The organism is Streptomyces sp. NPDC051909 (assembly GCF_040681095.1).
In the GTDB taxonomy this organism is placed as follows: Bacteria; Actinomycetota; Actinomycetes; order Streptomycetales; family Streptomycetaceae; genus Streptomyces.
The window spans coordinates 111,608-125,199 of the sequence record NZ_JBFAYA010000007.1; the positions used below are offsets into that span (position 1 = coordinate 111,608).

The 13,592-nt window shown below is 70.8% G+C and carries 11 protein-coding genes; 2 read left to right on the forward strand and 9 right to left on the reverse strand.

Annotated features, from left to right (window positions below):
* Positions 1 to 65 precede the first annotated feature (65 nt).
* Genes AB0M18_RS13450 through AB0M18_RS13460 form a run of 3 tightly spaced genes read right to left on the reverse strand, consistent with a single transcriptional unit; the run spans position 66 to position 4,740 of the window.
* Positions 66 to 959: an HAD family hydrolase gene (locus tag AB0M18_RS13450; RefSeq protein WP_365757201.1), complete on the reverse strand. Its 894-nt coding sequence runs from the start codon at positions 957 to 959 to the stop codon at positions 66 to 68.
* Positions 956 to 3,481 carry a phosphoribosyltransferase gene (locus AB0M18_RS13455; protein WP_365757203.1) on the reverse strand — a complete coding sequence of 842 codons (2,526 nt, stop codon included), beginning with the start codon at positions 3,479 to 3,481 and terminating at the stop codon, positions 956 to 958. The genes AB0M18_RS13450 and AB0M18_RS13455 overlap by 4 nt, the downstream gene beginning before the upstream one ends.
* A 41-nt stretch (positions 3,482 to 3,522) precedes the next feature.
* Positions 3,523 to 4,740 carry an HpcH/HpaI aldolase/citrate lyase family protein gene (locus tag AB0M18_RS13460; protein WP_365757205.1) on the reverse strand — a complete coding sequence of 406 codons (1,218 nt, stop codon included), beginning with the start codon at positions 4,738 to 4,740 and terminating at the stop codon, positions 3,523 to 3,525.
* Positions 4,741 to 4,893: 153 nt separating this feature from the next.
* Here AB0M18_RS13460 and AB0M18_RS13465 point away from each other — a divergent pair, with 153 nt between their 5' ends.
* Positions 4,894 to 5,784: a TerD family protein gene (locus AB0M18_RS13465; protein WP_365757207.1), complete on the forward strand. Its 891-nt coding sequence runs from the start codon at positions 4,894 to 4,896 to the stop codon at positions 5,782 to 5,784.
* 51 nt (positions 5,785 to 5,835) lie between these two features.
* Here the strand turns inward: AB0M18_RS13465 and AB0M18_RS13470 are convergent, their stop codons facing one another.
* From AB0M18_RS13470 to AB0M18_RS13495, 6 genes are all read right to left on the reverse strand, one after another.
* Positions 5,836 to 6,573 (reverse strand): Tellurium resistance, encoded by a 738-nt coding sequence (locus AB0M18_RS13470; protein ID WP_365757209.1) that lies wholly within the window; start codon positions 6,571 to 6,573, stop codon positions 5,836 to 5,838.
* Between the two features lie 146 nt (positions 6,574 to 6,719).
* Positions 6,720 to 7,868, reverse strand: coding sequence for a DUF475 domain-containing protein (locus tag AB0M18_RS13475; RefSeq protein ID WP_365757211.1), 1,149 nt, complete (start codon positions 7,866 to 7,868; stop codon positions 6,720 to 6,722).
* A 39-nt stretch (positions 7,869 to 7,907) separates the two neighbouring features.
* A complete protein-coding gene (locus AB0M18_RS13480; RefSeq protein ID WP_365757213.1) occupies positions 7,908 to 8,483 on the reverse strand; it encodes a TerD family protein in 576 nt (191 codons plus the stop codon).
* 111 nt (positions 8,484 to 8,594) lie between these two features.
* Positions 8,595 to 9,170, reverse strand: coding sequence for a TerD family protein (locus AB0M18_RS13485; RefSeq protein WP_265862087.1), 576 nt, complete (start codon positions 9,168 to 9,170; stop codon positions 8,595 to 8,597).
* Positions 9,171 to 9,321: 151 nt separating this feature from the next.
* Positions 9,322 to 9,780 carry a peroxiredoxin gene (locus AB0M18_RS13490; protein WP_365757216.1) on the reverse strand — a complete coding sequence of 153 codons (459 nt, stop codon included), beginning with the start codon at positions 9,778 to 9,780 and terminating at the stop codon, positions 9,322 to 9,324.
* Between the two features lie 139 nt (positions 9,781 to 9,919).
* Complete coding sequence (locus tag AB0M18_RS13495; RefSeq protein ID WP_265862089.1) at positions 9,920 to 10,342, reverse strand: DUF3052 domain-containing protein; 423 nt, start codon at positions 10,340 to 10,342, stop codon at positions 9,920 to 9,922.
* 427 nt (positions 10,343 to 10,769) lie between these two features.
* On the opposite strand from AB0M18_RS13495, the gene aceE reads away from it, so the two are divergent.
* Positions 10,770 to 13,502: a pyruvate dehydrogenase (acetyl-transferring), homodimeric type gene (gene aceE / locus AB0M18_RS13500; protein WP_365757218.1), complete on the forward strand. Its 2,733-nt coding sequence runs from the start codon at positions 10,770 to 10,772 to the stop codon at positions 13,500 to 13,502.
* Positions 13,503 to 13,592: the final 90 nt, after the last annotated feature.

Here is a 13,592-nt window from a genome sequence, read left to right on the forward strand (position 1 = left end):
AGCGGAAAACCGCACCGGATCCTGCCGAAGACCACACCCGATCCTGCGGTCGCCCCCCTAGGTGGTCAGGCCGGGTCCGGGAGCGCGGCGGGCGCGCCGTTGACCCGCGTCGGGGAGTGCTCCCGCGCCGCGGCCCGGAACGCGCGGACGATCTCCTCGCCCGCCGTGACGCCCCGCTGGGCCAGCGCCGTGACGTGCGGCGCGCCCCAGTCGGTGTCGGCGAGTTCGCCGTGGCCGGGGCGCCAGGCGCGGTCGGCGGCGAGCAGCAGGTCGGCGTCGAGGAGGGAGTCGCCGGCGGCGAGGGTGAGGGTGGCGCCGGTGCGGCGGGCGACCTCGCGCATGGCCGCGCTCTTGGTGAGCGGGCGGGGCACCGCGTACACCTTGCGGCCCTGCAGCGAGACGGTCCAGCCGCGCTCGCCCGCCCACGCGGTGAAGCGGTCGAGCCAGTCCTGCGGGAGGCGTTCGCGTTCGACGACGAGGTAGGCGAACAGGTCCTCGGCGACCCGGTGCTTGCGCACCCAGGACAGGTCGGTGGTGGCGGTGAGGTAGGCGCGGACCTCGGAGAGGGGTGCGCAGGCCTCGGCGACCCGGCGCAGGACGCCGGCGTGCCACTCGGGGTCGGAGACGCCGTCGACGAGCAGGTGCCCGCCGTTGGCGCAGATCGCGTACTTCGGTGCCGGGGCGTCGCCGAGCAGCCGGATCCGCTGGTACTGCTTGCGGGTGCGGGTGGTGGTCGGCACGAAGACCGTCTCGGCGGCGAGCGCGCGCAGTTCGGCGGCGGCGCGCTCGGTGACGTACGAGAGCGGCTTGGCCTCGTGCACCTCGACGCACAGCAGGCGCGGGGCCTGCGGGTCGGGCATGCCGAGGGCGAGGGCGCCGCTGGAGTAGATGAGGGTGCGGTCGAGGTCGCTGGCGACGAGGACCGAGGAGTTCACGGTGGGCGCGCCGGTGCCGGTCACTGGGACACCACCGCCTTGCCGTCGGCGCCGGTGGCGCCGCGGGTGAACCGGGGGTGGATCAACCCCACGCAGCTGTACGGCAGTTCGTCGACCTCCTCGACCGGCACGCCGCGCTGTTCGGCGAGCAGCCGTACGTGGGCGAGGTCGGCGCCCGCGCCCCGCTTGGCCAGGATCTTCCAGGGCACGCGGCGCAGCAGGACGCGGGTCGTCTCGCCGACGCCGGGCTTGACCAGGTTCACGTCGTGGATGCCGTACTCCTCGCTGATCCGCTCCACGGCCGCCCAGCCCTCCCAGGTGGGGGTGCGGTCGGCGGCGAGGAGCTCCTTGACCTCGGTGTCGACTCCGTCCGCGACCTCGTCGAAGCGGGCGGCGACGGCGTCGAGGAAGGCGGTGGACACATCGGCGCCGGCCAGTTCGCGGTAGAACTTGGCGCCGTGGAAGTCGTGCGGGCCGACCAGGTCGGCGCGCAGCACGGTGCGCGATATCAGGCCGGAGACGGTGGAGTTGAGGCACGCGGAGGGGATGAGGAAGTCCTCGCGGGTGCCGTAGGTGCGGACGCAGGAGCCGGGGTCGGCGAGCACCGCGATCTCCGGCACGAAGCCGCCGGATCCGTCCTCCTTGCCGTCCTCCTTGCCGTCCCCCTTGCCGAATTCCTTGCCGAACTCCTTGATGGCATCGGCGAGTTCGCGGGTGATGGCGCCCTTGCCGGTCCAGCCGTCGACGAACACGACGTCGGCCGGGTCGTGGTGCTCGGCGAGCCAGCGCAGCGCGTTGGCGTCGATGCCGCGGCCGCGGACGATGGACACCGCGTAGTGCGGCAGGTCCACGCCGTGCCGGTGCTGCGCCCAGCGGCGCATCAGCACGCCGACGGGGGTGCCGGCCCGGGCGAGGGAGACGAGGACCGGGCGCGGGCCCCGTTCGGCGAGCACCGTCTCGGTGACGGTTCCGACCGCCCGGGCGATCCGCGCGGCGGAGGCGTCGAGGGCGGAGGTGTAGAGCTCCTGGTAGCGCTCGCTCGGCTGGTACTCGACGGGCAGCGACTCCGCGTAGTGCGCGCCGCCGCTCTGGATGGCCTCCTCGCGCTCCTCGGTCGGAGCCTCGAGTTCCACGTCCGAGAGGTCCTGGAGCAGCCAGCCGACCTCTTCCGGCGCGTAGGAGGAGAAGGCGGGGCCGCGGAGGGGCTCGGGCAGCATGGAGCTCCTTTCGGGAGCTTCGGGGGCTTCGGGAGCTTCGGAAACTCGGGGGACGTACGACGGTACGACGGCCAGCACGACGTGCGGGATGTGCGCGGCGAGCTGGGCGAGGAGTCCGTCCGGCGCGTGCAGTTCCGGGGTGTCGGCGACGGTGTCGACGACGGCGACGACCGCGTCGAAGCCGCCGCCCGCGACGTTGTAGGCGTACCGCTCGCCGGGGCCGTCGGCGGGCTCGTCGTGCGCGGGGAAGACCAGCCGGGTCCTTATCGCGTAGCCGGGGTCGTCGACGGCGAGGACGGGCGAGCGGGTGGTGGTGGAGTAGCGGACGTCGGTCCCGGCCCGCTCCAGGGCGAGGGCGAGCCGCAGCGGCGCGTACATCAGCTCCTCGAAGCCGAGGACGAGGACGCGCCGGGCGCCGCCGAGGGCCTCGGTCAGGCGCTCGGTCATGGCGGGCAGGGCGTCGTTCAGGGCCACCGCGTGGGCGGGGGTGAAGCCGTGCCGGCCGCCGTCCGGCACGCCGGCGGGCCAGCCGAGGTCGACCCGTACGGGTGCGGGTACGGATCCCGTACGGGGCCCCCTGGGCTGCTGCGGGACGGACACGGACGCGAAGGCGGAACCGGTGGCGGCCGCCGGCTCGTGGGCGGTGACGAGCGCCTGCCCCTTCGCGAGGACCCCGTCGGGGAGCCGTACGGTGCCGGTCGCGCCGGCCACCAGGTCGATGCGGGCGCCGATCTCGCGGCCGAAGGCCTCCAGGCGGCCCAGGTCGGCCGCCGAGCGCATGTCGACCAGGGCGACGACCACGTACCGCTCGCGCGGATAGCGCTCGTGCAGGTCACGGATGGTGTTGAGGACCGTGTTGCCGGTGGAGAACTCGTCGTCGACGAGGACGAGCGGGCCGGGGGCGGACAGCAGCTCGGGGTCCTCGGGGAGGAGCAGGTGGGAGGTGGCGTGGGAGTGGGACTCCTCGAAGCCGCCGGCGGTGGCGGCCCCCTCGACGGGGCGCCGCGTGGAGTGCAGATAGCGCGCGAAGCCCAGGCCGTCGGCGACGGAGTGGCCGAGGCCGGTGGCCGTCTCGGCGTAGCCGAGGACCACGCTGCGGGCGGCCTCCGCGGGGCCGAGGAGGTCCCGTACGCGCAGCCCGAGGGCGTAGCCGTGCCCGTGCACGACGCTCGGCCGCTGCGGCACGTGCTTGCCGAGCACGTTGGAGACGAGCAGATGGGCCCGCTTCGGGTTGCGGCGCAGGGCCAGGCCCAGCAGGTCGGGCAGCTTCTCGTCGCCGATCAGTTCGACGCCCAGTCGCTCCGCGACCCAGGTTCCGGTCCACACCACGTCGTTGTCGTCCCTTCGTCAGCTGTCGGTCCGGCCGGCGGTCAGCCGGCGAGTCCCGCGGTGAGCAGCTCCACGAAGCCGACGTCCTCGCGGGCCACGCCGAAGACCTCGGCGCGCCGCAGGATCCGCTCGGCCCACGCTCGGTGGGGCTTCACCTCGTTCATCTTGTTCGTGTACGCGGAGCGAAGCACCCCGCCACCGCCGCGTTCCGGCCGCAGGATGTCCTGGGCGTCGCTGAACTCCTCGTGGGTGACCACGGAGAGCGCGTGCACCGGCACCACGTGGGTGGGGTGGATGCAGGTCTTGCCGAGCAGACCGTTGGCGCGGTCGAGTTCGATCTCGCGCAGCAGTCCGTCGATGTCGTGCTCGATGAGCGCGGTGCGCAGGTCCTCGGCGCGGCCTTCCAGGAAGGGGCTGCGGCGCAACTGTGGCTTGAACATGCGCTCGCCGGTGCGGAAGTACTCCCAGACGGGGCCGGTGATGGTGAAGCCGGTGCCGTCGGATCGGCCGAGGACGTTGACGACGTCGCCGATGACGGCGGCGACGATCTGGACGTCGTAGGCGGTCATGTCGGGCGAGCGGCGCAGCCCGTAGTTGGAGCAGAAGTCGGTGACGCCGAGGCGGAGCGCGAGGATCCGCTCGCGGTACTTGTCGGTGAGGGCGGCGATGCCGGCCAGGGTCTCGGCCCGGGTCTCCAGGTGGAGCAGTTCGGGGGACTCCAGGACGGGCATGGCGAAGAGCCGGCGGCCGCAGGCGCGCTCGGCGACGTCGAGTGCTTCGAGGAAGGCGCGGCCGCGGCTCTCGGTGAACTTGGGCAGTACGAATCCGGACAGCAGCCGGACCGTCTCGCCGAGCCGGGCGACCAGGTCGGTGATCTGCCGGGGCTCGCGGACCCGGATGAAGAGCAGGGGCAGGTCGGGGTCGGTGCCGGGGTCGGAGTCGGGGGCGGTGTCCGGGTCGTCGGAGGCCTCGCCGCCGCCCGCCGCGAGCTCGGCGAACTGGTGCACCAGGTTGGCCTCACCGGCCTCGACCTCGGAGTCGCTGATCGAATCCTCCAGGCAGAGCACCATGGAGACGACTCCGCGGGCGGCCTGCTTGCGCACGTCGGCGGCGAGCCGGGGCCGGGTGGCCGGGCTGTAGAGGGTGGCGCCGAGCGCGGTGGCGAGCGTGGGTGCGGGCGAGTCCGCCGTGAAGGCGGCGGGCTCCTGGTGGAACAATCCGGACCGCGTTGCGGCCGGGATGTGCCCGAAATGACGCATTGTTCTCCCCCGACTGCTTGGACGGCCCGGACGACATGTGGCCGGTAATAGTACGTAGGCAAGGGTGTCCATAGTTCCCCACGTGCGTGAAGTTCAGGTAACTCGTCCGCTTCCGGCCCCCCACGTTGTCCTGGAGGCGGGCGTGCAGGGAAGATGACGGGCATGACGCACGCGATGCTGAAGGGCTCCAACGTCCCTCTCGACACCGCGGCCGTACGGGCCGTGCTCCGCTGGACGCCGGGACCGGGCGTTCCCGACGTGGACGCCTCGGCCCTGCTGCTCGGCGTGGACGGGCGTGTGCGTTCGGACGAGGACTTCGTCTTCTACAACCAGCCGCGGCACCCTTCGGGGCTGGTCCGCCGCCTGGCGAAGAAGCGCGGCCCCGAGGGCCTGACGGACACCGTGGAGGCCGATCTGGGGGCCCTGGAGGCCTCGGTCGACCAGGTGGTGGTCGCGGCCTCCTCGGACGGGGGTTCCTTCCGGGCCGTGACCGATCTGCGGATCCTGCTGTACGACGCGGCGCCGGGCGCGGCGGGCGGCGAGCCGCTCGCGGTGTTCGACGTGTCGGCGGAGACCGGCGAGGAGACCGCGATCATCTGCGGCGAGCTGTACCGGCGCGGCGACGGCTGGAAGTTCCGGGCGGTCGGGCAGGGCTATCCGACCGGTCTGGTCGGGCTCGCGACGGACTTCGGCGTCTCGGTCGACGACGGGGCGGAGGGCGGCCCGGCCGCCGACGGCCCGGCCGCCGACGGCCCGGCCGCCGAGCCCGACCAGACCGGCGCCCCGGCGCACGACCCGGACGCGACGATGGTGCACCCGCCGGTCGAGGCCGCGCCCGGTGCGACGGCTCCGCCGGCGCCCACGGCGCCCCCAGTCGTACCGCCGCAGCCGGCCGCTCCCCCGGCGACGGCACCGGCCCCGGCGCCCGCGTACGGCTATCCGCAGCCTGTCGGGGCCCCGCCGCCGGCTCCGGCCTACGGCTACCCGCACGCGGCGCCCGAGTTCCGGATGCCGCCGATGGGCCCGCAGTTCGTCGGCCGCTGACGCGCGGGGGCGGGGCGCCCGGTCCGGATCCGGAGGAGACGGGAGACGGCCTCAGGTCTTGGACTTGTACCCGCGGCCCCATTGCAGGCCCCAGCCGTACAGCCGGTCCAGCTCGGCCTGGAAGCCGTAGACGAAGCGCACCTCGCGCCGGACGACCAGCTCGCCCTTGGTGTTCTCCAGGCTGAAGATCGCGCAGGAGCGGGCCTGCGGGGCGTGCTCGTCGAGCTCGATCTCGATGCGCGGGCCGTTGCTCGGGTAGAGCGTGGCCTTGGCGTGGGTGCGGTCGAAGGCCGGGGTCTGGTCGTAGATGTAGACGAAGAACAGCAGGCGCTTGATCTCGTCGCGGTGGTCGAGGTTGACGAAGATCGTCTCGCCGGACGGCGCGCCGAACCGGTCGTCGCCGCTGAGCTTCACGTACGGCGGCTCGTTGATGTCGCCGAAGAAGCCGCCGAGCGGCTGGACCACACCCTTGCTGCCGTCGGCCAGCTCGTAGAGACAGCCGAGGTCGAGGTCGACGTTGACCATGCCCTGGGTGTGCGCCTGCACCTCCTCGGGCTTGAAGAGCCGCAGCGGGTGCCGCAGCAGGCTGCTGGAGCCGCGAGGGCGGCCCTCGATGTCGGAGGTGCGCATCCGCCAGGAGAGGTTGACCCGGAGGTTGCCGGTGGCGGCGCCCTGCTGGGTGAGGGAGACGCTGGGCCGGCGGCGGGTCAGGTCGATGGAGCCCGAGGCGGATCCGCCCGCGTCGAACGGCTCCCCCCGGCCCGGAAAGAGATTGTCGAAGAAGCCCACGGCTCCGCACCCCCCACAGTCGGTCCCCTACGGTCCACCCCGGCCCGTGCGCACACACGCCGACGGGGCGGCCGGGTGCTCCCGGCCGCCCCGCTTGAAGCGTTCCTCATTCTCGGGGCTGTCACACCCCGGAACGGTCAGGGGTGTCACACCCCCGACGGCACCTCGGTCTTGTCGTCCGAGGAGTCAGCGTTTCCCTCGGACGCCGCGAGCGCCCTGTTGCGGCGCACGGAGGACCAGAAGGACCAGGCGATGAGCGCCACGCCGATGCCGCCGGTGACGATCTCGGGGATCTCGTACTGGATGGTGACCATGAGGACCACCGCGAGGGCGCCGATCGCGTAGTGGGCGCCGTGCTCCAGGTAGACGTAGTCGTCGAGGGTGCCCTGGCGGACCAGGTAGACGGTCAGGGACCGCACGTACATGGCGCCGACGCCGAGGCCCAGGGCCATCAGGACGATGTCGTTGGTGATGGCGAAGGCGCCGATGACACCGTCGAAGGAGAAGGAGGCGTCGAGGACCTCCAGGTAGAGGAACATGAAGAAGGCGGCCTTGCCGGCGAGCTGGACCACCGAGACCTTCTTGCCGGAACGCTTCGCCTCCTCCTCGGCCTCGTGCTCGCGCTCCTCTTCCTCCTCCAGCTTGTTCTCGAAGTAGCCGGAGAGACCGCCGACGACGAGGTACGTGATGAGGCCGGCGATGCCGGAGATGAGCACCGTCTGCGCCTTGTCGACGTGGGCGCCGCCGTGCTGGTGGGCCTGGGTCGCGAAGGTCATCGAGGTGATGAGCAGGACGACCAGCGCGATGCAGACCGACAGCATGTCGACCTTGCCGAGCTTGGCGAGCGGGCGCTCGATCCAGCGCAGCCACTGGATGTCACGGTCCTCGAAGATGAAGTCGAGGAAGATCATCAGCAGGAACATGCCACCGAAGGCGGCGATCGACGGGTGCGCGTCGGTGACCAGTTCCTGGTAGCGGTCGGCGTCGTTGAGCGCGAGGTCGACGGCCTCGATGGGGCCGATCTTGGCGCTGATCGCGACGATCACGACGGGGAAGACCAGGCGCATGCCGAACACGGCGATGAGCACACCGACGGTGAGGAAGATCTTCTGCCAGAAGGCATTCATCTTCTTCAGGATTCCGGCGTTGACCACCGCGTTGTCGAACGAGAGCGAGATCTCGAGGATGCAGAGGATGGCGACGACCCCGAAAGCCTCCCACCCCCCGTAGAGCACCCCGGCGGCAAGGCCGAGGGCGGTGATCGCGAACGACCAGCCGAAGGTTTTCAGAATCACTGTCTACCCCATCGTGATATTTACGCGATACTCGCGGCTTTACGAAACGTTGACCCCGAAGTCTAGAGCGATGCCGCGCAGGCCGGACGCGTACCCCTGTCCCACGGCCCGGAACTTCCATTCGCCGTTGTAGCGGTACAGCTCACCGAAGATCATCGCGGTCTCGCCGGAGGCGTCCTCGGAGAGGTCGTACCGGGCGAGTTCCTGCCCGTCGGCCTGGTTCACCACGCGGATGAAGGCGTTGCTCACCTGACCGAAGGTCTGGCCGCGGTTATCCGCCTCGTGGATGGAGACCGGGAAGATGATCTTGTCGCAGTGGGCCGGCACCCGGGTGAGGTCGACGATCAGGGACTCGTCGTCGCCTTCGCCCTCGCCGGTCAGGTTGTCACCGGTGTGCTCGACGGAGCCCTCGGGGCTCGTGAGGTTGTTGTAGAACACGAAGTACTCGTCGCCGAGCACCCGCCCCGACTGGCACAGCAGGGCGCTGGCGTCGAGGTCGAAGGGGGCTCCGGTGGTGGAGCGCGCGTCCCAGCCGAGACCCACGAGCACCTGGGTGAGGTTGGGTGCGGCCTTGGAGAGGGAGACATTGCCTCCCTTGGCGAGCGTGACGCCCATGACGATGGTTCCTCCCCGGTCAGGTGTTTCTCTCTACAGGCCGTACAGGCCGTACAGGCACGTCCGGCGCCGCACGAAGTGTGCGGCGCCGGACGGTGTCGGGTGCGCGGCTCAGACGTTGACGCCGAAGTCCTGCGCGATGCCGCGCAGGCCGGAGGCGTAGCCCTGGCCGACCGCGCGGAACTTCCACTCGGCGCCGTTGCGGTACAGCTCGCCGAAGACCATGGCGGTCTCGGTCGAGGCGTCCTCCGACAGGTCGTAGCGCGCGATCTCGGCGCCGCCGGCCTGGTTCACGACGCGGATGAACGCGTTGCGCACCTGGCCGAAGGACTGCTGACGGTTCTCGGCGTCGTAGATCGACACCGGGAAGACGATCTTGGCGACATCGGCCGGGACCCCGGCCAGGTTGACCTTGACCTGCTCGTCGTCGCCCTCGCCCTCACCGGTCAGGTTGTCACCGGTGTGCTCGACGGAGCCGTCCGCGCTCTTCAGGTTGTTGAAGAAGACGAAGTCCTGGTCGTTGCGGACCTTGCCCGCCTCGTTCACCAGGATGGCGCTGGCGTCGAGGTCGAAGTCCGTACCGGTGGTGGTGCGGACGTCCCATCCCAGACCGACCGTGACGGCGGTCAGGCCCGGGGCCTCCTTGGTCAGCGAGACGTTGCCGCCCTTGCTGAGGCTGACTCCCACGAGTCCCTCCATTGGTTTCCAGGGGCAGCGCCCCCAGTCGTGCGTTGTCATCGGATCAACGTGTGGATCCTAGTGACGGGTTCCCAGTCGAAACAGACGTTTCACCCGAGTGTTGGCCGGACAGGGCCCGTCCGGGGGTCCGCGGGGCCCGTCAGAGGGCGGCGAGGGCCTTGGCGTACGCGTCGGCGTCGCGGGCGTCCGGGAGGGCGTTGACGACGGACCAGCGGACGGCGCCGGCCTTGTCGACGACGAAGGTGCCGCGCACCGCGCAGCCCTTGTCCTCGTCGAACACGCCGTACGCGCGGGAGACCTCGCCGTGCGGCCAGAAGTCGGAGAGCAGCGGGAACTCCAGCTCCTCCTGCTCGCCGAAGACGCGCAGGGTGTGCATGGAGTCGGCGGAGACGGCGAGCAGCTGGGTGTCGTCGTTGACGAACTCGCCGGCCCGCTCGCGCAGGACGCGCAGCTCGCCGGTGCACACACCCGTGAAGGCGAAGGGGTAGAAGAACAGCAGCACGTTCTTCTCGCCGCGGAACGCGGAGAGCCGCACGGTGCGGCCGTGGTTGTCCTTCAGCTCGAAGTCGGGGGCCTGTGCGCCGATCTCGATCGCCATCCCGTACGCATCCCTTCGCCGGCGGCCCAGCTCTTGGGCCGAAACGGTGAAACCCACCTTATTGCCGTCGCGTGGGGAGATGCGCGGAGCCCCCGCCGGAACGGGTCCGGCGGGGGCTCCGCGCAGTGTTCGTGGGTGATCAGCGCTTCGGGGTGCCGAGTCGGGTGCCGACCCAGTCCTTGGCGACGCTGATGCTCTTGCTCTGTGTGAGACCAGCGGTCTGCGCGGCATCGTTGATGTCGCTCGGCTCGATGTAGCCGTCGCGGCCCGTCTTCGGGGTCAGCAGCCAGATCTGGCCGCCGTCCTCAAGGAAGCCGATGGCGTCCACCAGGGCGTCGGTCAGGTCACCGTCCTCGTCGCGGAACCACAGCAGTACGGCGTCGGCGACGTCGTCGTAGTCCTCGTCCACGAGTTCCTGGCCGATAAGGGACTCGATGCCTTCACGGAGATCGAAGTCGACGTCGTCGTCGTAGCCGATCTCCTGGACCACCTGTCCGGGCTCGAACCCCAGCCTCGCTGCCGGGTTGGTCCGCTCCTCCGCGTGGTCCGCGGTCGCGCTCACGGCTTGCCTCCTGCTCATGTATCGGAAAATGCCTCACCACGCGCGGGCGCGCGGCGCTGGCCGTAGTCCACACGTGCCGGGGCGGATCGCGCAAGTACCCGGCCGATGAGACCGCCGAAACGGTGACGTTTGGGGCCGTCTCGCCGCAACCTCCGGCGAACGCCCGTCGCGTTCCGTGACGAGTCCTGCACGCTTCGTCCCGCATTGTGGGTCTCTGCGGCTTCAGTCTGCCGAACGTACTGCCGGAACGCATGCGCGGGATGGGCGTAAGGTTGCGATTTGACCGGACTAGAACGCCCGTGGGTACCCCGCGAGGGTTACCGCTCGGTAAAGATGACGTTTGCCGTCGGCGGGGTACACGATGAGCATCCCGGCCCCTGCGGGGTCTTCCGTCCCCCTGGGCTCCACCGACCAGCGAAGGAACAGCGTGGCTTCCGCATCCGATCGCAACCCGATCATCATTGGCGGCCTTCCCAGCCAGGTCCCGGATTTCGACCCCGAAGAGACCCGGGAATGGCTGGACTCCCTGGACGCCGCCGTCGACGAGCGGGGCCGGGAGCGGGCCCGCTACCTCATGCTGCGGCTGATCGAGCGGGCCCGTGAGAAGCGGGTCGCCGTGCCGGAGATGCGCAGCACGGACTACGTGAACACCATCGCCACCCGGGACGAGCCCTTCTTCCCCGGCAACGAGGAGATCGAGCGCAAGGTCCTCAACGCCACCCGCTGGAACGCGGCCGTGATGGTCTCGCGCGCCCAGCGTCCGGGGATCGGCGTCGGCGGCCACATCGCCACCTTCGCGTCCTCCGCCTCCCTCTACGACGTCGGCTTCAACCACTTCTTCCGCGGCAAGGACGAGGGCGACGGCGGCGACCAGATCTTCTTCCAGGGACACGCCTCCCCCGGCATCTACGCCCGCGCCTTCCTCCTCGACCGGCTGAACGAGAGCCAGCTCGACGCCTTCCGCCAGGAGAAGTCGCGGTTCCCGAACGGGCTGTCGTCCTATCCGCACCCGCGGCTGATGCCGGACTTCTGGGAGTTCCCGACCGTGTCGATGGGCCTCGGCCCGCTCGGCGCGATCTACCAGGCCCGGATGAACCGCTACATGGAGGCGCGCGGCATCGCCGACACCTCGAAGTCGCACGTGTGGGCCTTCCTCGGCGACGGCGAGATGGACGAGCCGGAGTCGCTGGGCCAGCTGACCCTGGCGGCCCGGGAGAACCTCGACAACCTGACCTTCGTCGTCAACTGCAACCTGCAGCGCCTCGACGGCCCGGTGCGCGGCAACGGCAAGGTCATCCAGGAGCTGGAGTCGGTCTTCCGCGGTGCCGGCTGGAACGTCATCAAGCTGATCTGGGACCGCTCCTGGGACCCGCTGCTCGCGCAGGACCGGGACGGCATCCTGGTCAACAAGATGAACACCACGCCGGACGGGCAGTTCCAGACGTACGCGACGGAGACCGGCGCCTACATCCGCGACCACTTCTTCGGTGACGACCAGCGGCTGCGGGCGATGGTCGAGGGCATGTCCGACGACCAGATCCTGCACCTGGGCCGCGGCGGCCACGACCACAAGAAGATCTTCGCGGCCTTCTCCGCGGCCAAGGCCCACAAGGGCCAGCCGACGGTGATCCTCGCCAAGACGGTCAAGGGCTGGACGCTCGGCCCGAACTTCGAGGGCCGCAACGCCACCCACCAGATGAAGAAGCTGACGGTCGACGACCTGAAGCGCTTCCGCGACCGGCTGCACATCCCGATCACGGACAAGCAGCTGGAGGAGGGCCTGCCGCCCTACTACCACCCGGGCCGGAACTCCGAGGAGATCCAGTACATGCACGACCGCCGCAAGGCGCTCGGCGGGTACGTGCCCACCCGCGTGGTCCGCTCCAAGCCGCTGGTCCTGCCGGACGACAAGACCTACGCGGCGGTGAAGAAGGGCTCCGGCCAGCAGCAGATCGCCACCACGATGGCCTTCGTGCGGCTGCTCAAGGACCTGATGCGGGACAAGGAGATCGGCCGCCGCTTCGTGCTCATCGCGCCGGACGAGTACCGCACCTTCGGCATGGACTCCTTCTTCCCGAGCGCCAAGATCTACAACCCGCTCGGCCAGCAGTACGAGGCGGTGGACCGCGAACTGCTGCTCTCCTACAAGGAGTCGCCGACCGGCCAGATGCTGCACGACGGCATCTCCGAGGCGGGCTGCACCGCCTCGCTGATCGCCGCCGGCTCGGCCTACGCCACCCACGGCGAACCGCTCATCCCGGTGTACGTCTTCTACTCGATGTTCGGTTTCCAGCGCACCGGCGACCAGTTCTGGCAGATGGCCGACCAGCTCGCCCGCGGCTTCGTGCTCGGCGCCACCGCCGGCCGCACCACGCTGACCGGCGAGGGCCTCCAGCACGCCGACGGCCACTCCCACCTCCTCGCCTCCACGAATCCGGCCTGTGTCGCCTACGACCCGGCCTTCGGCTTCGAGATCGCGCACATCGTCAAGGACGGTCTGCGCCGCATGTACGGCCCCGAGGCCGAGGACGTCTTCTACTACCTGACGGTCTACAACGAGCCGATCCAGCACCCGGCCGAGCCGGAGGACGTGGACGTCGAGGGCATCCTCAAGGGCCTCCACCTCTACCGGCGCGGCGAGTCCGGCGCGGTCCCGGCGCAGATCATGGCCTCCGGCGTGGGCGTGCCGTGGGCCCTGGAGGCGCAGCGGATCCTCGCCGAGGACTGGAACGTCCGCGCCGACGTCTGGTCCGCCACCTCCTGGAACGAGCTGCGCCGCGAGGCCGTGGCCGTCGACGAGCACAACCTGCTCCACCCGGACGAGGAGCAGGGCGTGCCGTGGGTGACGCGCAAGCTGCAGAACGCCCAGGGCCCGTTCGTGGCGGTCTCCGACTGGATGCGCTCGGTGCCGGACCAGATCTCCCGCTGGGTGCCGGGCCGCTACACCTCGCTCGGCGCGGACGGCTTCGGCTTCGCGGACACCCGCGGCGCGGCCCGCCGCTTCTTCCACATCGACGCCCAGTCGATCGTGCTCGCGGTGCTGACCGAGCTGGCCCGGGACGGCAAGGTGGACCGCTCGGCCCTGAAGCAGGCCGTGGACCGCTACCGCCTCCTGGACGTCGCGGCGGCCGACCCCGGCACGGCGGGCGGCGACGCGTAGCCCGCCCGGGCGGCAGCGCGGAAGACCTGCCCCAGCCGCGGCGCGCGGGCGCGTCGTGGCTGGTCGGACGGTAGCCCGTGCCCCTGAAGG